Source organism: Halalkalibacter sp. HAAS-P013, from assembly GCF_056619925.1.
In genome coordinates this window covers 116,837-134,210 of sequence record NZ_JBWQTU010000014.1, presented here as the reverse complement: position 1 = coordinate 134,210, position 17,374 = coordinate 116,837, and the positions used below count along the sequence as shown (strand labels likewise).

Below are 17,374 nucleotides of genomic sequence, written 5' to 3'. Positions count from 1 at the left end.
GATTAGCTCAAAATGTATCGCTAACGATACTTCGTGTAATTTTTCTAAATTACTAAATTGACGAGATATCATGTATCTCTATTTCGCTTGGCTTTTGTTCAGTTTTCAAAGAACTACTTTCGCATCGCTCGTAAGAGACAAATAATATTTTACCACAAAACTCAAATCAACACAACACTTTTTTTCAAAAAAGTTAAGTTTGTTAATTGCCGTCTTTCGCGGCGACAAGAAATAATATAACACGGCTAACAAATCGATGCAATAGTTTTTTCAAATAAAATTAACAGATGTTAGTCCACTAATAATTATACCACTTCATCAAGGAGTTAAAACAGACTCTAAGCAATGAGCAAAACCTTGTAGCGTGCGGAGTCATTGACGCCTTTATAAACACGCTCTTATAGAAACAATTAAAAAACCGCTTCTCTTCACTCAAAGAGAAGCGAAAGGAACAATCATCTTAACTAAAGTGAGCGTAGCCTCTTTTCATCTTTGCTTGGATTATCGATGGGTGTATTCGGATCATTCCCCCACTCTATCCAAGATCCTTCATATACAGTGATGTCTTCGAAACCCATTAAGCGTAACGTGTAGTACATATGAGAAGCTCGGTTTGCCTTATGACAATAGACTACAATTGTTTTATCAGGTGTAACTCCAGCCCCCTCTAAAAGCCTCGAGATTTCTGCAGAATCTTTAAAAAATGGAACACCTTCTTCTCTTAATACTGTCGTCCACTCTAAATTCACTGCAGATGGAATATGACCGCCTCTTTTTGCTAGAACTTTCTCTCCTTTGTATTCTTCAGGTGAACGGACATCAAAGAGAACAATCTCTTCTTTTCCGATTATTTGTTTAACGTCTTCTTTCTTTACCATTAGGTTCTTTTTTGTTGTGGCTTTGAAGTTGCCTTTAGACTTAATAGAAGCTTCTCTTGAAACTTCATTTCGTTCAGCTAACCAAGCTTGATATCCACCGTTTAATAAGCGGACATTTTCGTGTCCATAGTACTCTAATGCATAGAACAATCTCGCAGCTGACGTTTCATTGCCTTCATCATAAATAACAATCGTTTGATCATTTCTCACTCCTAATTCATCCATAAGTTGTTCAAACTTTTGTTTGGAGATTAAATACCCTTCAACAGGATGATCTTCATCAACTAGTTTGTCCACAGAAAAGTGAACAGCTGTCGGTATATGCCCTTGATCATATCCACCTTCGCGAACGTCTATGATATAAATCCCCTCTTTTCCTGCATGTTCTTCAACCCAATTTGCACTGACTAATAAATGAGAGTTTGGATAACCTGCGTCCTTGGCATACCCTTCTTCTATTCCTAAAGCACTAATTAAGACGATTATGAATCCTAATATCACGACTAATCTTCTGTTCACCTTTTTCACCTCTTTGTAAGTATGACTTTATTATGACTCTTATTAGACAACCTTATTTTACTCATTGGGATTTTTTAATAATCAAAGGCTGTTTTCGTATACATTGTTGTTTTTTGGAGTACTTGATCTCCTCATGTTCGTTCCATTGCGCTCCAGCCACTCGCTTTCCGCGGGGAGGTGTCGAGCCTCCTCGGCTGCGCCTGTGGGGTCTCGCCCCTACCTCTTCATCCCGCAGGAGTCGAGTGACTTCCGCTCCATTTCACTACGAGAAAAACGTTTCTTACAGCATCAATCGTTAGGAAAACACCCTAATCAAAAGAGGGTGATCCAGAATGCTTTATAAAAAACATCTCTGAATCACCCTCAAAATTAAAATGATTGTTAATGAAGTTTGACTACTAAATTATTTATTATGATATTCAATCTTTATTTTTGAAGCACCTTTATCAGCACGCTCCATCGCTTCTTCTACTGAATCAGCTGTACTTAGCGCAACTGCCATTCTACGTCCTACTTTCGTTTCTGGCTTTCCGAACACGCGAGCTTGAGTATTCGGTACCGCAAGAGCTTCTTCTAGACCGGAAATTTGATAATTCGAACTTTCCTCCCACGCTTTTATCGCGTAACTCGCTCCAGCTGAGTGCAGATTAATTTCAGTGATAGGAAAACCTAAAATGGCTCTAACATGTAAAGCGAACTCAGATAGACTTTGAGTGGCCAGTGTTACTAGACCCGTATCATGCGGCCTTGGTGATACTTCGCTAAAGTAGACTTTATCCTTTGTTAAAAATAGTTCAACACCAAAAAGGCCATAGCCTCCAAGTTCATCCGTAATTTTCTTTGCAATTTGCTGCGATTCTGCTATTTGCTCTTCGCTCATTCGATGTGGCTGCCATGACTGAATGTAATCACCGTCTTTTTGAACATGCCCAATCGGAGCGCAATATGATGTGCCAGAAACCGAACGAACTGTTAATAAAGTAATTTCCGAATCAAACGTAATGAATTCTTCTACAATGACTCTCGTACTTTTTCCTCTAGCACCTTCTAAAGCCATATTCCATGATGTTTCAATATCTTCTTCGCTACGGCAAACACTTTGACCTTTTCCAGACGAACTCATGAGTGGTTTGATGACACATGGTGTCCCAATCTTCCTAACCGCTTCCTTTAATTCTTCAAACGAGTTAGCGAATTCATAGCCAGCAGTCGGTAAGCCAAGCTCCTCACTCGCTAACCTTCTAATCCCTTCACGATCCATTGTTAACTTTGTCGCTTGAGCAGTTGGCACAACATTGTACCCTTCTTTCTCTAGCTCAACGAGCACTTGCGTTTGAATTGCCTCAACCTCCGGAACAATAAAGTCAGGCTTTTCTTCTACAATAATAGAACGTAATTGTTCGGCATCTAACATATCAACAACGTGATAACGATGAGCTACTTGCATGGCAGGTGCCCCTGCATATCGATCAACAGCAATTGTTTCGACTCCTAATCGCTGTGCTTCAATTATGACTTCCTTCCCTAACTCTCCTGACCCAAGCAACATCATTTTTTTTGACTCTGGAACACCGTACATAACTTTTAGCTCCCCTAACAAATTTAAGTTTTTTATTTACAATAACGTTATTATACATCTTTACACCAATCTAAATCAACCGTTTAACGAACGTTACCATTACTGAACTAACATAACATTCGTGTTTATTGCCTCATTCAAAAAAAGGCGGCCACAACTGTTAAAATCGCGGACCGCCTTTTCATATCAGAATTTTCTATTTCCCCTCTTCATGCGGAAAAACCTCAAATAATTTCCCGCTATTCATTCCTTCTACCAAATTCCTTAACCAATAGTAATAAGGGCTTAGACATTTCTAATTGATCATAAATCTGTTGGGCTTCATTCCTTATTTCTTCTGTTATATCCTGGTCTAACAGAACCTCATTTAGCTCTTTTTGGGCACGGTTGATTGCATCAAGGTTGATCGTGACTTCCCTTTCCCATTTGCGAGAGAAAAAATTATTAAAAAACCGAAAGAAATCTTTCTCTGCTACAAAAGAATGTTTCCGACTACCCCGCTGAAACGTTTTTTTCACAATGTTATATTCCTGCAACTTCTTAACACCTGTGCTCATACTAGGTTTACTCATTCCTAGTTCCACTAACATTTCATCTAAGGTCATCTCATCTTCAAAATACATCGTTCCATAAAGAACACCTACACTTCTTGTCACCCCATACAAATCCATAGTTTCGGCAATCGAATCAATGACCATCATCTTCGCATTCTGAATTTGTTCATTTGCCTTTTCATCTGCTTCGTACACAAAATGTCCTCTGTTCTATCTATACATTTCCTACCTTATATTATCAAGAAACGACTGGGCTTAAAATCATTTATTCTAAAATTGCACACCTATCGCTTCGGCTATTTTTTTAGGGATATCTGTATTGTCAAGATTTCCACTAAATAGGTTAGATCTTGGACCAAACGCATAGATCGGAACATTGGCACCAGAATGAACGTGAGTCGTCCAACCGATATACGCGCGCTTACTTATAATATGATTAATAGCAATCGCTACTTCTTTCTTTTTTGCTTTTTTAATTTGCTTTGCTTCCTTTTTTGTTATCTTTATTCCTGTATATTCTTTTATGACATCTGCTGCATTGCTTCGTTTTTTATTAAGCTCTGAGGCAATGTAATTCCCTGTTGCCTTAGCGTCCCTTAACAATTCCACATTAGCTATGTATTCATCATAACCACCAACTGACATCCCCCCAGTATCATGATCGCCTGCAATGACAACTAATGTTTGTCCATCTCCTTTAGCAAAATCTAATACCTTTTCTACTGCTTCCTCGAAAGCTTTCGTCTCGTTCATCGCCCATACAGGATCATGAACATGTCCGGCTCTATCAATTTGCCCCCCTTCAATCATCAAAAAGAAGCCTTTGTCATTTTTATGTAAAGATTGTATAGCTGCCGTAGCCATTTCAGCTAAACTTGGTTGTTCTTTTGTCCTTTTATCTATTACAGGTGTTAACTCTACCTCCGCAAACAAACCTAACACCTTTTCCTCTGACCCGCTTAAATTTAGTAATTCGTCTCTCGTTTCCAAAAAATGATAGCCACACGATTTGGCAGCTTCCAGAGTATTTTCTTGATCGTCCTTGTGTGATGATTCGGAAAGAAAATGGAATTTCCCTCCTCCAAGAAGAACATCTACTTTCGTAATAAGTTGTTTAGCAATTTCAGTCTGATCTTTTCTAGAAATAACATGCGCTCCAAATGCTGCAGGAGTTGCATCGGTAATTGAAACTGTACTGACTAGCCCAGTAGATCTTCCTGACTCTTTTGCAGCTTCTAAAATGGTCTTTACATTTTGTCCGTCTGGTGTAACACCAATCATTCTATTATTGGTTTTGACTCCTGTTGACATGGCTGTTGCAGCAGCTGCCGAATCCGTCACCCAGCTATTTGCTGAATCCGTCACCATCATCCCAACTAAAAATGGCTCAAAAACTAACTCTTCCCCTTTAAAAATCCGATAACTCGTCGCATAGCTAGTTGAAAAGCCATCAGGAATCATCAAAATAACATTCTCAACAACATCTTGCTCTTCGGCTGCAACGACCAGTAAATCAATCGGCAAAACAATCATTAGTACACAAAAAAATACGAACGAACTTTTTTTACAGTTATACATCATTTTCCTCCATCGAATCCAATTAATTCAATTATTTGTTTTATGTCGCTAAATTATGAGCAACTCTACCTAAAGCATTGTAAATAAAAATCGAATATTATCTGTACAGCATAAACACTTGTCGAATATTTGTTCGTTTTTATCCACTTTATCCACAATACAGTTGTGAGTAACTTTTTACATAACACTATTTTTTACTCTTTCTTGCCTAGGCTATTTCACTAATCAATAAAACTAAAGGCGTTTGCCCATTCCATAATTACCCAATATCCATAGGCTGAAGTGATAATTAAATAATACTTCCCCAGTTTAATTAACCGAGAGGAGAATGTTCATGTATAGAGACGACTTTCACGGACCTCAGTATTATCAACCAACTGATTCAAGATTTGGTGCAGGCGCGATCGGACCAGTAGGTGCAGGTATTTTAGGTGCTGGTTTAGGCTTTTTAGGCGGTCAATTAGTTGGTCCTGGTTTCGGAACAGGTTACCCTGTAGGTGGTTTTGGGTATCCATGGTTTGGCGGCTATGGTTATCCTAGGCCTCCTAGACCTCCTAGACCAGGGTACGGTTATCACCACGGATACGGTCACCACCATGGTCACCACCATGGCCACCATCACCATGGCTTCGGGGGTTATGGAGGATTTGGTGGATACCCTGGCTACGGTCCACGTCCTTACTAGATCTAATAGAGCAAAAAGAAGATGGTGCCCTTTGCACCATCTTCCTTAATTACTTTTCATCTAATACTTCTTGTAGCAACTCAAAGTTAATGGACCAATATCCGGACCAGATTGAACAATATGATTAGTAACCGTTAAACCTTCATCTTCAAAAAGCCCATTTCATACGCAATAATCTGTTGGGCAGATACTTGAGTATCAATTACTTGGCTATTCCTACTTTTAGCTCAACCTATACTCGTTATATTTGCTAACAATTTCGTTTGCTAATTTCCCAATGTATATGAAGAGGTAATTTTCGTTGATACTATTTTTGAAGCTAGTTATTTTTTTGGAAAGGATCATTCACAATGACAAACAAAGAAAACAACGACTTACGAATTAAAAGTATTGATATTAGCGAGGGAGAGAATCGTTCACCAAACAGAGCGATGTTAAGGGCTGTTGGTTTTACCGACGATGACTTTAAGAAGCCGATGATTGGTATAGCAAGCACTTGGAGTGAAGTGACACCTTGTAACATACATATCGATCAACTTGCACGAAAAGCAAAAGATGGAGCAACGGATGGAGATGGCGCACCGTTAATTTTTAATACAATCACTGTTTCAGATGGAATTTCCATGGGACATGAGGGGATGCGCTACTCATTGCCAAGCCGCGAAGTCATTGCTGATTCGATTGAAACTGTAGTTGGAGCTGAACGACTAGACGGGGTTGTCGCCATCGGTGGCTGTGACAAAAATATGCCTGGCTGTATGATTGCCATAGGACGATTAAACCTTCCTTCTGTATTTGTATATGGAGGAACAATTGCACCAGGAAAATCAAAGGAAGGCAAAGACATTGACATTGTTTCTGTGTTCGAAGCGGTTGGTCAGTATCGTGCGGGGACGATCAACCAAGAAGATTTAAAAGACATTGAATGTCACGCCTGTCCTGGTGCCGGTTCATGTGGTGGAATGTACACAGCAAATACAATGGCTTCAGCTATTGAAGCAATGGGCATGAGTCTTCCTGGAAGTGCTTCAAATCCCGCGGAAACTTCTGAGAAATTAACGGATTGCTATGATGCTGGGAAAGCTGTTGTCGAACTTTTACGTAAAGGCATTTACCCAAAAGATATCATGACGAAAGAAGCCTTTGAAAATGCGATTACAGTTGTTATGGCACTAGGTGGTTCCACCAATGCATTCCTTCACTTGCTAGCAATTGCTCATTCTGTCGATGTGGACTTATCTCTTGATGACTTTGAACGTATTCGTAAAAAAGTGCCGCATATAGCGGACCTTAAACCAAGCGGACGTTATGTCATGCATGATCTACATTCAGTCGGAGGCGTATCAGGTGTCATGAAACTACTACTTGATGCTGGGTTATTACACGGGGACTGTTTGACGGTAACAGGAAAAACACTTGCGGAAAACCTTGCAAAACAAGATCCATTAAAAGAAGGACAAGTTATCATTCGTTCGCTTGATAATCCAATTCGCGAATCAGGTCCTCTTTTTGTTTTAAAGGGGAATTTAGCACCTGAGGGCGGAATAGCCAAAATGTCTGGATTAAAAGTTAAAAAGATTACAGGACCAGCGAAAGTATTCGACTCGGAGCCTGAAGCAACAAAAGCAGTTTTAGATGATGAGATAAAAGCAGGCGACATTGTTGTTATCCGTTACGCCGGACCAAAGGGCGGCCCTGGCATGTCTGAAATGCTTTCAATTACAGCTATTATCGTAGGGAAAGGATTAGGAGAAAAGGTCGGTCTTTTAACAGATGGACGTTTTTCTGGAGGAACACACGGATTCGTGGTCGGACACGTATCTCCTGAGGCTCAGGTAGGTGGACCAATCGCCTTAATCAAAACAGGTGACTTAATTACGATCGATAGCGAAACTCAAGAGCTCTCCGTTGATGTATCTGAAGAAGAAATGCAGAAGAGAGCAGCTGAGTGGACGGAACCACCTCTCAGGTACTCAAGAGGGATTCTCAATAAATACGCTAGACTTGTATCATCAGCATCCAAAGGCGCTGTCACTGATTAAAGCAATAAAGAGGGGTCTGACCCTTACCCTTACCGGGTATAGTCAACCCCTCCTATTTTTAGACCATTTTTTCCGGTCGAACGATCTGATCAAATTGCTCTTCTATCAGCCATCCCGACTTTAATGAAGCCTCTCTTAGTGTCAGACTTTCTTGATGAGCCAACTTTGCAATCGAAGCGGCTTTTTCATAACCAATATGTGGATTTAGTGCAGTTACTAACATAAGTGATTGTTCTACTTTTTGCTTGATCACATTCACATTTGCTTCAATCCCAACAGCACATTTATCATGAAATGAATTCATTGCATCAGTTAGTAATTGAACGGATTGGAGAAAGTTATATATAATGATCGGTTTAAATACATTAAGCTCGAAATTCCCCTGACTTGCGGCAAATCCTATGGAAGCATCGTTCCCCATTACCTGACAAACGACCATCGTTAGTGCTTCACTTTGGGTCGGGTTTACTTTCCCTGGCATAATTGAACTCCCTGGTTCATTAGCAGGAATTGTGATCTCTCCAATACCCGATCGTGGTCCACTCGCCAGCCATCTAACATCATTAGCGATTTTCATAAGGTCTGCTGCTAAAGCCTTTAAAGCACCATGTATGTACACAAGTTCATCATGACTTGTAAGAGCATGAAATTTGTTTTTAGCAGTTATAAAATTCCTGTCTGTTATCTTGCTTATTTCCGCAGCAACTGACTCCCCAAATTGTGGATGCGCATTTATGCCAGTCCCGACAGCAGTTCCGCCTATCGCTAACTCTCTAAGCGTCTCCATGCTTTCTTTAACCATCTTTTCGTCTTTTTCTAACATTCGATGCCAACCACTAATTTCTTGCCCTAACGTTAATGGGGTTGCATCCTGAAGGTGAGTTCTTCCTATCTTCACAAGATCTTTAAATTGAACTGATTTTTTCCAAAGGGTGTTCTTCAACTTTAAAATGGCCGGTAGCAACTCGTCTTCAAGCTTAATAAAACTAGCAATATGCATCGCAGTTGGAAACGTATCATTTGAACTTTGTGACATGTTAACATCATCATTCGGGTGAACTCGTTCCTCTCTCCTCTGTTCTTCTAACAGTTCGTTCGCACGATTGGCAATTACTTCATTCACATTCATATTTGATTGCGTGCCGCTTCCCGTCTGCCATACTTTAAGCGGAAAATGTTCGTCAAGGTCCCCTGCTATTATTTCATCTGCAGCCTGAACAATTGCTTCCGCTTTTCTTTCGTCCAATGTGTTCAACTTATGGTTCACCAACGCAGCACTTCTTTTTAAAATAGCAAAAGCTTGAATGACTTCCCTAGGCATCTGTTCAATACCAATGGCAAAGTTTTCACAACTTCTCTGTGTTTGTGCCCCCCACCTTTTACTAGCCAACACTTGAATTTCACCAATTGTATCCTTCTCTGTTCGATAGACCATTTGGTTTTCCTCCTCGCTTTCTTCAAGTTTTCTATCATTATTAATATTCATTTTATGACCCGGCTATGTTGTCGATTTATAATGTCCCAAAAGTTGAATAAACGTTTGTTTAAATTTTTACTAATAGTCTAAAACCAAACCCCCTCTTCTAGGGATCATGCTATTTACTAGTTTATTAGAAAGAAACGACATTAAAAACTAGCACACCTATTAAAAAACATATACACAATGCTGCACTGACGATTGCTTTTCCCCCGTCACTCATTGTTCTCCCTCCAAATCATGTTTATCGCTTGTACAAACATTATGACCAGCAACTTGATTTGATATACTTGGTAACTTGTGAGTTTGAGAGGTTTTTATAAAAAATAAAAAACGTACTACTTCGAAGGTTATCCAAACGAAGTGGTACGTATTATTAAATCTTTTATCGTTCTTCATTTCTAATAAAAACTTTACTTAGTCCTTTACTGACTGATAAACGATATTGAACTTGATGATTACGAATCTAGAAATCGTAAAGTACAGTAAACTAGTAGAAACCCGAAATTATAATAAGCTTAACTAACGTTAATCCGCTTCTCTTTAGACAGGCTTGGCAAACTATTAAAGCAATCCTCTAAAATTGCGATATCCTCTTCAGTGACGTTACGCATCCGGCAAACCTTCTGTCTTACAGTATTAGCCCGTATAAGTTTCTCGACATTCTCCCCGTTTATAACAGACGTCACCTTTGTCGCAATATAGACTAGATCTTTGTAAGCTTTATACTTCAATTTAAGGGCGCTAATGTCGAATATAGTGATTATTTCGCGAAGATGTTGTTCAATTCCATAGCATAGTTGGTACGCATACAATTGGCGTTCTGATACTTGAAACATGGTAGACACCTCCTAAGATTGTTACATATATAATTCGACAATCACCTTACTTCTTCCTCTATGGACATTGCAGGAAAATAGTACTTTCTTATGTCTTAAAGTATTACAGGCTAAAATAAAACAACAACACACAAGTCATCGACTTAGAAAAGTTGATCTAACGGTTGTTACCACCTTTTTCGGTTTACTAATTCGTCCGGTTCCACAACCTAGTCAAACCAAAAAATCAACCATAAAAAAATCCATCTCTGGTTAGACCAGAAATGGATTTTTTAGATGGAGCATAACGGGATCGAACCGATGACCTCTTCGCTGCCAGCGAAGTGAGAGCATTTCCCTTTAATTCCTTATTAGTCTTGAAACCCTTCTACAGTAAGGCTTTATACTGATTTCAGATTACCGTTTTATCCTCCAGTACTTTTGCTTAATGTTCAGTTCGTGACCACGGGAGTGACCAAGAAATTTAAGTAGCATAAAGTTTTGTGAGGTATGTAATATTCTTAAATCAATATTTGCAGCTTTGTTTCCGTACACAGTTTGGTTGTACTGCGCAGCTAATGCCTTACTTTTAGTGGTTGTTCTTCTTTAATATAAGCTACCTTTACTTAAAGCTCAAATTTTAATCCCCTCTATAAATGTTATTAAAATTAAAGTATAATGTAACCACGGTTACATCAATAGGAGGTGAAATATTGATTAGTTGGCTACACCTCACTTATAAAATTCCTAGAAAGCCTAGTTCTCCAAGAGTAAAAGTCTGGAGGAAGCTAAAAAGTTTAGGGGCTTTTCATTTACATGATGCTATATGGCTTTTACCTAAAAATGCTTATACATATGAACAATTTCAATGGTTAACTGTTGAGATTAAGGATTTAGGCGGAGAAGCCACTATGTGGGAATCACAACTTCACTTTGGATTATCTGATAAGGAAATAAGTCAGATGTTCATTGAACAAATCAATGAAGGTTATATTGAACTTCTAAAACAACTGGATGAAGAAAACATTGATTTGGTTTCTTTGGCAAAGAAATACCAACGGATAAAAAGAATTGATTATTTCAATTCCCCGTTGGAATTAAAAGTACGTGAAAAAATAATACAACGAAGGAGTGAATTAAAATGAAGTGGGTTACATGGGAAAACATCGGAGTAGACCGTATGGCTTGTTGTTGGTTAATTAAAAAGTATATTGATCAAGAAGCTGAATTTATTTTTATCCCTGAAGGCGAACAAGAAATTCCTGATAATACAAGGGGATTTGATATTCCAGGGGCAGAGTTTTCTCACAGAAATGGACGATGTTCATTTTATTCTTTCATAGAAGATTACAACTTAGAAGATCCCGTCCTAAAAAAAATTGCTCTAATTGTAGATGAAGCAGATACGGTACAAGAAGTTTTTTTAGAGCCTGTTGCACCCGGTCTTGATTTTATTTGTGATGGAATTAGCCTAAATAGTAAGGATGATTATGAGGCTTTAGAAAAAGGATTTATTATTTATGACGCTTTATACGCAATGATAAAAAGAAATAATTATTTATAATGGGAGAGAAAAAAAGTGGAGAAACCTAGTTTATGGAACATTTTTTGGACCTACATCCTTATTGGATTACAGGGATGGGGTGGTCCTGCTGCACAAATACAAGTCATACATGAGCACGCGGTAGAAAAGAAAAAATGGATCGATAATGAGCGATTTCGAGATGCCTTTGCTGTATGTGGGATGTTACCAGGACCAGAGGCAGCTGAACTTTGTATGTATGTTGGATATAGACAACGCGGTTATTTAGGTGGTCTTTTAGCAGGATTAGGATTTATGTTACCTAACTTCTTCTTAATCACCATTTTGGCTTGGGCTTACTTTCAATATGCAGCTACTTCGGATGTTGCTCAAGGTTTATTATATGGTGTTAAGCCGGCGATGGTAGCAATTGTTTTATTTAGTCTTTATCGAATAGCAAACAAATTTGGCGTATTACAAGACGGAAAGAAAATCTTTATCACTCTTTTCATGTTAACTTTAACGTTTATTACTCAGATTGACTTAATCCTTTTACTATTGGCAATGGGAGTAGTATATATGATACTAGTTCGCTCCTTTAACAATAAAGCATTCAGCGTTAACAGTCTTCCATTTTTAGCAATCGCCTCAGTAGGGACCGCTTCGATACCAACTAGCCTTTCCCTATTATTTTTAAAAATTGGTGCACTTAGCTTTGGCGGAGCATATACGGTTTTAGCATTGTTACAATTTGAAGCTGTTGATAATTATGGCTGGCTAACAACTGAACAATATATTGATGGTTTAGCTATTAATGAATTAACACCAGGTCCGTTAATTATGGTTGCAGCATTTGTTGGTTTTGCAGCATATGGTTTTTGGGGAGCTACACTGGCAACCTTTTTTATCTTTTTACCTGCCTTTTTAGTGGTGTTGTTAGGTGCTCCTTACTTCGATAAAATTAGAGGAAATGCGAAGCTAAAATTATACTTAGCAGGTGTTAGTGCAGCAGTTGTTGGTCTTATTGCTAGTTTCCTAATACGTCTATCTTTAGAAGTCTTTATTGATTGGGGAAGTGTTGTTATTGCTATTGTAATGCTTGGTCTATTGTTCAAATTCAAATGGCAAATCTGGCAAGTATTCCTTTTAGCATTAGCTTTTGGGACTTTAATTATCTTCTTATAACTACTAAAAAATCTGTTCCTTAGGGAGCAGATTTTTTTATTAGTTCTTCAACTAAACTCCGTTTAAGTACATTCTTACACAAATTGACCTAAAAATGAGGATAGTTGTTGCATAGTATGTGTCTACTACGCATTAAAGAGTGATGATGTTTATACCAAATTATGCTTCGTGGGTTGATTAAATTTCCTTACAATAACCCCTCCGTGACCATACAAACAACAGAAAAACAGAATCCCTTCGAAGTGAAGAAATCCTGTTGTATCAACGTTTATGTATGGTGGAGCATAACGGGATCGAACCGATGACCTCTTCGCTGCCAGCGAAGCGCTCTCCCAGCTGAGCTAATGCCCCATATAGAATACTCCTCTATTATAAGATTTTCTATACGGAATGACAAGCTCATATTTTGTTAAAAAATCAAATCTAAAATCCACCAGAACACACCAGCTACCACAGCAATGACCAAAGAGCTTAGTAGACTTTCTAATGTTATTTTTTTATGCTTGACCACATCAAAAATGAGCCAGCCACAAAAAATTGAAAATACAAATACGATCGTAGACATAACAGCCTCTCCTACAAATAAAATCTAAAATAATCATAGCAGAGTCGCGGTTGCTACGGCAAGCCTTTGGCTATACTGTTAGTATGAATTGTAAATAGGAGAGAAACTTTATGCAACAATGGTTATTCATTCGAGCACTTCTTGGACACGTTCCACTTGTCGTAAAGCTTCTTTTCGCCGTAATTGGCTCAGGCGTTCTTGCAGGTGCACTTGTTCACTTGCTAGAACCAGAGAGGTTTTCTACATGGTTTGAGGGAATATGGTGGGCGTTTATAACCGTCTCAACAGTAGGATACGGAGATTTTGTACCAGAATCGACAATTACTAGAGTTGTAGCTATTGTTTTAATTTTTGTCGGAGTTGGGTTTATGACGTTGCTTGTTACTTCTTTTGCTGGTGCAGCTGTCTCCATCAATCAATCAGCAAAAGAGGGGGTCATCTCATTTATTGGTGAAGACCACATTGTTGTCATTGGATGGAATGAGAGAAGCCGCCAATCAATTGAAAACATCCAACTAGCTCTACCACATATAAAAATTGTTTTAATAGATGAAACTTTAGATGAGCTCCCAAAAGAGTTTAAAAATGTCCATTTTGTAAAAGGAAACAGTAGTGAAGACGCTATCTTAAAACAAGCAAATATTTCTCTAGCCCGATCTGTTCTTATTACAGCAAAGCACCAAGGTAGTGAATTTACTGCTGATGCAAGATCCATTCTAACTACACTTGCCGTTAAGGGACAAAACCCTGATGTTTATACTACCGTTGAAATTCTGACAAAGGAACAACTCGCAAATGCAAAGAGAGCTGGAGCTGATAAGTGCGTGGAGTCAACAACACTAACTGGATCCGTACTTACATCAAACCTCCTGCATCAACAAACTAGCGATGTTGTAAATCAATTTCTTGAATACAATGAGAAAAATTTACTAGAATTCAGATTAGTAACAGAAAAGCTTGTTGGAAAGTCTTTTATTGATACACTGCCTATCTTTTATAAAAAAGGATTGCTCGTCATTGGAATAAAAAGAAGCGGGCAAATATTATTTCACCCGCACTCCTCTTTGCTTCTCGAGCCAAATGATGAGTTAATCGTTCTTAAATCTAATAGAGCAACGTAAGTTCCAATTCTTCCACAAGACTTTTTGCAGTCGGCATATATTTTTGGTCAACAGTTGAATCCTTATCGACCGGCTCTTGAAATTGATTAATTGAACTATTATACGCCATTCGAAACAGGCCATTAAAGACATCTGGGTTATCATCTAATCCATCTTGGTACTTATGGTTAAGTAAGAATGGCGTTCCTAATTGAACCGTCACTCCTCGTTGGTCCAATTCTCCATCTAACGCTCTAAAGGGAAGACGTAAGAACGTATAGCCGTCCTCTTCGTCAATTTTATAATCAAAGTATCCATGATCGTATTCCCAACCACCACCGATATCATATCCTAGTGGTTTTAATTTATCTTCTAATTCTTTAAGCTTCATTTCCTTACCTTCAACGGTCGATTGAAGAGCAATCATTACCCTCATCCTTTCACAAACGTTCTAAAATTCACCTATAGATAGTGTCACCAAGGATGACATTTTTATGAGAAACGAAGAAAAAGGACAAAAGTTTACATTTGTTTATCACTTTACATAGCTATTTTATTTTTGTGGAAACTAAAAGGCAAAGCTAAAACATCGGGGTGTAGGAATGGATAAAGATCAAATTGAAGTATATGAAAAAATAAGGACGATGCAGGAACAATTATCACAATTACAAGCGGAGTATTGGCATCAATTTTCTAATTTAGCAACATGGCAATTCTGGTTAATTTTTCTAGTTATGTGTGTTGCACCTTTAGTCGTTTTGTATTTTGTCATTGATAGAAAAAACATATTTCTTCTAGGTTTTTACGGTTTCAATATCCATATATGGTTTAGTTATACTGATATTGTTGGGGTTAGACAAGGTTTATGGGGCTACCCTTATCAACTAATCCCTTTTATTCCTGGTAATTTATCGTTAGATGCTGTACTTATCCCCGTTCTATTTATGTTTGTTTATCAATGGACCTTAAACCACAAGAAAAATTTTTATATCTATTCGATAGGATTATCGCTTTTCTTGTCATTCATCTTTAAACCCATTTTAACTTTGCATCATTTATTTAAATTGCATAATGGCATAAACTTTTTTCACCTGTTCTTGCTTTATTGCATTATCTTCCTCTTATCAAAAATCATTACGAATATCTTCTTAAAAATGCAAAAAAATAGACAATCAGTTTAAAATTGATAAAAAAAGGGGTTGTACCAAAAGGTTTTTGGCCTTTTGGTACAACCTCTAGTCATTACAACTTTAAACCTTGAAAGGGATTCGTTTTCTTCTCCAGGGAAGCGAGTGCCAAACGGAGCCAGTACCGTCTTTTTATCAGCTTTTGATCCAGCCTCTTCCCTTTACTTTAAGCGAGCTTCAAGCTCAGCTTTTTCTTTTTCAAAACCAGGTTTTCCTAATAAAGCAAACATATTCTTCTTGTATGCTTCTACACCCTCTTGGTCAAATGGATTTACACCAAGTAAGTATCCACTGATGCCCACTGCTTTTTCAAAGAAGTATACAAGATAGCCAAAGTAGTACTCATTTAATTCAGGAACGTTGACGATTAAATTAGGTACGCCTCCGTCTGTATGAGCAAGCATCGTTCCTTGGAACGCTTTTTTATTAACGAAATCCATTGTTTGGCCTGCTAGGTAATTTAGGCCGTCTAAATCACTTGCTGCTTCCTCAATCGTTACATGCTCACGTACGTTTTCAACGTTAATAATCGTTTCAAAAAGGTCACGGCGACCATCTTGAACATATTGACCCATTGAATGAAGATCTGTAGAGAAATCAACAGACGCAGGATAGATCCCTTTGCCGTCTTTCCCTTCGCTTTCACCAAATAATTGCTTCCACCACTCAGAAACAAAGTGAAGAGAAGGCTCGTAGTTCACCATTAATTCGATTGTTTTTCCTTTGTTGTAAAGGGCATTACGAACAACCGCATATTGATACGATTCATTTTCAGCTAGATTAGGATTAGAGAAGTCCTCACTTGCTGCTTCTGCACCTTTCATCATTGTTTCAATATCTAAACCGCTAACTGCAATTGGAAGCAAGCCAACAGCAGTTAAAACAGAGAAACGGCCACCGACATCATCTGGAACGACAAATGTTTCGTACCCTTCTTCTGTAGCAAGCGTTTTAAGAGCTCCTTTTGCACGGTCAGTTGTTGCATAAATACGCTTACGAGCTTCTTCTACTCCATATTTCTTTTCTAAATAATCACGGAAAATACGGAATGCGATAGCTGGTTCTGTTGTTGTACCTGATTTCGAAATAACATTAACTGAAACATCTTTTCCTTCAATAAGAGCAAGTAAATCTTTCACATAAGTTGAACTAATGTTTTGTCCAACAAAGAAAACTTGCGGGGTTTTACGCTCTTCTTTTGAAAGGTTATTATAGAATGAATGGTTTAATGCTTCAATCGCAGCACGTGCTCCTAAATAAGAACCACCAATTCCAATAACGAGTAACACATCAGAATCGCTTTGGATTTTTTCAGCAGCTGCTTGGATGCGTGAAAATTCTTCACGATCATAATTTTTCGGAAGGTCGATCCATCCTAGATAGTCACTTCCAGCTCCTGTTTTATTATGTAATGCCTCATGCGCAGCTGTTACAGCATCTTGCATGTAATCAACTTCATGTTGATTAAAAAACGTTAATGCTTTGGTATAGTCGAAACGAACTTTTTCCATCTTTCAGCCTCCATACTATAATCTTATTCTCTTTCACTTTATCTAAAGCTTTAGAAAGAATCAAGCACTGAATATAAAGAAAATTAAGAAATATGATAAATTTAACAATTTCGTTAAGATAAGTGGGAACTCCAAGGAGAAAAGCCTCTCCTTGGTGCTAAAATGTAATTTATG

The 17,374-nt window shown here is 38.1% G+C and carries 15 protein-coding genes, 1 tRNA gene and 1 pseudogene; 7 read left to right on the top strand and 10 right to left on the bottom strand.

Annotated features, from left to right (window positions below; genetic code table 11):
* Window positions 1–464: 464 nt before the first annotated feature.
* From AC1FXP_RS18570 to AC1FXP_RS18555, 4 genes and pseudogenes are all read right to left on the bottom strand, one after another.
* Window positions 465–1,397 carry a sulfurtransferase gene (locus AC1FXP_RS18570; protein WP_480063491.1) on the bottom strand — a complete coding sequence of 311 codons (933 nt, stop codon included), beginning with the start codon at window positions 1,395–1,397 and terminating at the stop codon, window positions 465–467.
* 403 nt (window positions 1,398–1,800) lie between these two features.
* Complete coding sequence (gene purT / locus AC1FXP_RS18565) at window positions 1,801–2,976, bottom strand: formate-dependent phosphoribosylglycinamide formyltransferase (protein ID WP_480063490.1); 1,176 nt, start codon at window positions 2,974–2,976, stop codon at window positions 1,801–1,803.
* A gap of 196 nt (window positions 2,977–3,172) precedes the next feature.
* Window positions 3,173–3,677, bottom strand: a pseudogene (cudC, locus tag AC1FXP_RS18560) (choline uptake/conversion transcriptional regulator CudC).
* Window positions 3,678–3,800: 123 nt separating this feature from the next.
* Window positions 3,801–5,108: an alkaline phosphatase gene (locus tag AC1FXP_RS18555; protein WP_480063489.1), complete on the bottom strand. Its 1,308-nt coding sequence runs from the start codon at window positions 5,106–5,108 to the stop codon at window positions 3,801–3,803.
* A gap of 334 nt (window positions 5,109–5,442) precedes the next feature.
* Here AC1FXP_RS18555 and AC1FXP_RS18550 point away from each other — a divergent pair, with 334 nt between their 5' ends.
* Window positions 5,443–5,793 (top strand): hypothetical protein, encoded by a 351-nt coding sequence (locus AC1FXP_RS18550; protein ID WP_480063488.1) that lies wholly within the window; start codon window positions 5,443–5,445, stop codon window positions 5,791–5,793.
* 350 nt (window positions 5,794–6,143) lie between these two features.
* On the top strand, window positions 6,144–7,835 hold the full coding sequence (gene ilvD / locus AC1FXP_RS18545; protein ID WP_480063487.1) for a dihydroxy-acid dehydratase: 1,692 nt from the start codon (window positions 6,144–6,146) through the stop codon (window positions 7,833–7,835).
* Window positions 7,836–7,893: 58 nt separating this feature from the next.
* Here the strand turns inward: ilvD and fumC are convergent, their stop codons facing one another.
* On the bottom strand, window positions 7,894–9,270 hold the full coding sequence (gene fumC, locus AC1FXP_RS18540) for a class II fumarate hydratase (protein ID WP_480063486.1): 1,377 nt from the start codon (window positions 9,268–9,270) through the stop codon (window positions 7,894–7,896).
* 560 nt (window positions 9,271–9,830) lie between these two features.
* Window positions 9,831–10,151: a hypothetical protein gene (locus tag AC1FXP_RS18535; RefSeq protein WP_480063485.1), complete on the bottom strand. Its 321-nt coding sequence runs from the start codon at window positions 10,149–10,151 to the stop codon at window positions 9,831–9,833.
* 692 nt (window positions 10,152–10,843) lie between these two features.
* Between AC1FXP_RS18535 and AC1FXP_RS18530 the strand changes: the two genes are divergently transcribed.
* The 3 genes from AC1FXP_RS18530 to chrA are packed head-to-tail and all read left to right on the top strand — an operon-like array spanning window position 10,844 to window position 12,837.
* Window positions 10,844–11,275: a Chromate resistance protein ChrB gene (locus tag AC1FXP_RS18530; RefSeq protein ID WP_480063484.1), complete on the top strand. Its 432-nt coding sequence runs from the start codon at window positions 10,844–10,846 to the stop codon at window positions 11,273–11,275.
* Window positions 11,272–11,694: a chromate resistance protein ChrB domain-containing protein gene (locus tag AC1FXP_RS18525; RefSeq protein ID WP_480063483.1), complete on the top strand. Its 423-nt coding sequence runs from the start codon at window positions 11,272–11,274 to the stop codon at window positions 11,692–11,694. The genes AC1FXP_RS18530 and AC1FXP_RS18525 overlap by 4 nt, the downstream gene beginning before the upstream one ends.
* Before the next feature lie 15 nt (window positions 11,695–11,709).
* Window positions 11,710–12,837 carry a chromate efflux transporter gene (gene chrA, locus AC1FXP_RS18520; protein ID WP_480063482.1) on the top strand — a complete coding sequence of 376 codons (1,128 nt, stop codon included), beginning with the start codon at window positions 11,710–11,712 and terminating at the stop codon, window positions 12,835–12,837.
* A 275-nt stretch (window positions 12,838–13,112) separates the two neighbouring features.
* On the opposite strand, the gene AC1FXP_RS18515 is transcribed toward chrA, so the two are convergent.
* Window positions 13,113–13,188: transfer RNA gene (locus AC1FXP_RS18515), tRNA-Ala, on the bottom strand.
* Between the two features lie 58 nt (window positions 13,189–13,246).
* On the bottom strand, window positions 13,247–13,402 hold the full coding sequence (locus AC1FXP_RS18510; protein WP_480063481.1) for a hypothetical protein: 156 nt from the start codon (window positions 13,400–13,402) through the stop codon (window positions 13,247–13,249).
* Window positions 13,403–13,512: 110 nt separating this feature from the next.
* Between AC1FXP_RS18510 and AC1FXP_RS18505 the strand changes: the two genes are divergently transcribed.
* Window positions 13,513–14,523 carry a potassium channel family protein gene (locus AC1FXP_RS18505; RefSeq protein WP_480063480.1) on the top strand — a complete coding sequence of 337 codons (1,011 nt, stop codon included), beginning with the start codon at window positions 13,513–13,515 and terminating at the stop codon, window positions 14,521–14,523.
* On the opposite strand, the gene AC1FXP_RS18500 is transcribed toward AC1FXP_RS18505, so the two are convergent.
* Window positions 14,507–14,929, bottom strand: a complete 423-nt coding sequence (locus tag AC1FXP_RS18500) for a YugN-like family protein (protein ID WP_480063479.1) — start codon at window positions 14,927–14,929, stop codon at window positions 14,507–14,509. The genes AC1FXP_RS18505 and AC1FXP_RS18500 overlap by 17 nt on opposite strands.
* A gap of 175 nt (window positions 14,930–15,104) precedes the next feature.
* Between AC1FXP_RS18500 and AC1FXP_RS18495 the strand changes: the two genes are divergently transcribed.
* Complete coding sequence (locus AC1FXP_RS18495) at window positions 15,105–15,683, top strand: CBO0543 family protein (RefSeq protein ID WP_480063478.1); 579 nt, start codon at window positions 15,105–15,107, stop codon at window positions 15,681–15,683.
* 167 nt (window positions 15,684–15,850) lie between these two features.
* Here AC1FXP_RS18495 and AC1FXP_RS18490 read toward each other — a convergent pair whose 3' ends face one another.
* The gene (locus AC1FXP_RS18490) at window positions 15,851–17,200 is read right to left on the bottom strand and encodes a glucose-6-phosphate isomerase (protein ID WP_480063476.1); all 1,350 of its coding nucleotides are present in this window, start codon (window positions 17,198–17,200) and stop codon (window positions 15,851–15,853) included.
* Window positions 17,201–17,374: the final 174 nt, after the last annotated feature.

Excerpts from the sequence above, each read along its gene's own strand:
- AC1FXP_RS18495 (WP_480063478.1), top strand. The coding sequence starts at position 15,105 with ATGGATAAAGATCAAATTGAAGTATATGAAAAAATAAGGACGATGCAG.
- AC1FXP_RS18500 (WP_480063479.1), bottom strand. The coding sequence starts at position 14,929 with ATGATTGCTCTTCAATCGACCGTTGAAGGTAAGGAAATGAAGCTTAAA.
- AC1FXP_RS18550 (WP_480063488.1), top strand. The coding sequence starts at position 5,443 with ATGTATAGAGACGACTTTCACGGACCTCAGTATTATCAACCAACTGAT.
- ilvD (WP_480063487.1), top strand. The coding sequence starts at position 6,144 with ATGACAAACAAAGAAAACAACGACTTACGAATTAAAAGTATTGATATT.
- purT (WP_480063490.1), bottom strand. The coding sequence starts at position 2,976 with ATGTACGGTGTTCCAGAGTCAAAAAAAATGATGTTGCTTGGGTCAGGA.
- AC1FXP_RS18510 (WP_480063481.1), bottom strand. The coding sequence starts at position 13,402 with ATGTCTACGATCGTATTTGTATTTTCAATTTTTTGTGGCTGGCTCATT.
- AC1FXP_RS18555 (WP_480063489.1), bottom strand. The coding sequence starts at position 5,108 with ATGTATAACTGTAAAAAAAGTTCGTTCGTATTTTTTTGTGTACTAATG.
- AC1FXP_RS18490 (WP_480063476.1), bottom strand. The coding sequence starts at position 17,200 with ATGGAAAAAGTTCGTTTCGACTATACCAAAGCATTAACGTTTTTTAAT.
- AC1FXP_RS18525 (WP_480063483.1), top strand. The coding sequence starts at position 11,272 with ATGAAGTGGGTTACATGGGAAAACATCGGAGTAGACCGTATGGCTTGT.
- AC1FXP_RS18505 (WP_480063480.1), top strand. The coding sequence starts at position 13,513 with ATGCAACAATGGTTATTCATTCGAGCACTTCTTGGACACGTTCCACTT.
- AC1FXP_RS18535 (WP_480063485.1), bottom strand. The coding sequence starts at position 10,151 with ATGTTTCAAGTATCAGAACGCCAATTGTATGCGTACCAACTATGCTAT.
- fumC (WP_480063486.1), bottom strand. The coding sequence starts at position 9,270 with ATGGTCTATCGAACAGAGAAGGATACAATTGGTGAAATTCAAGTGTTG.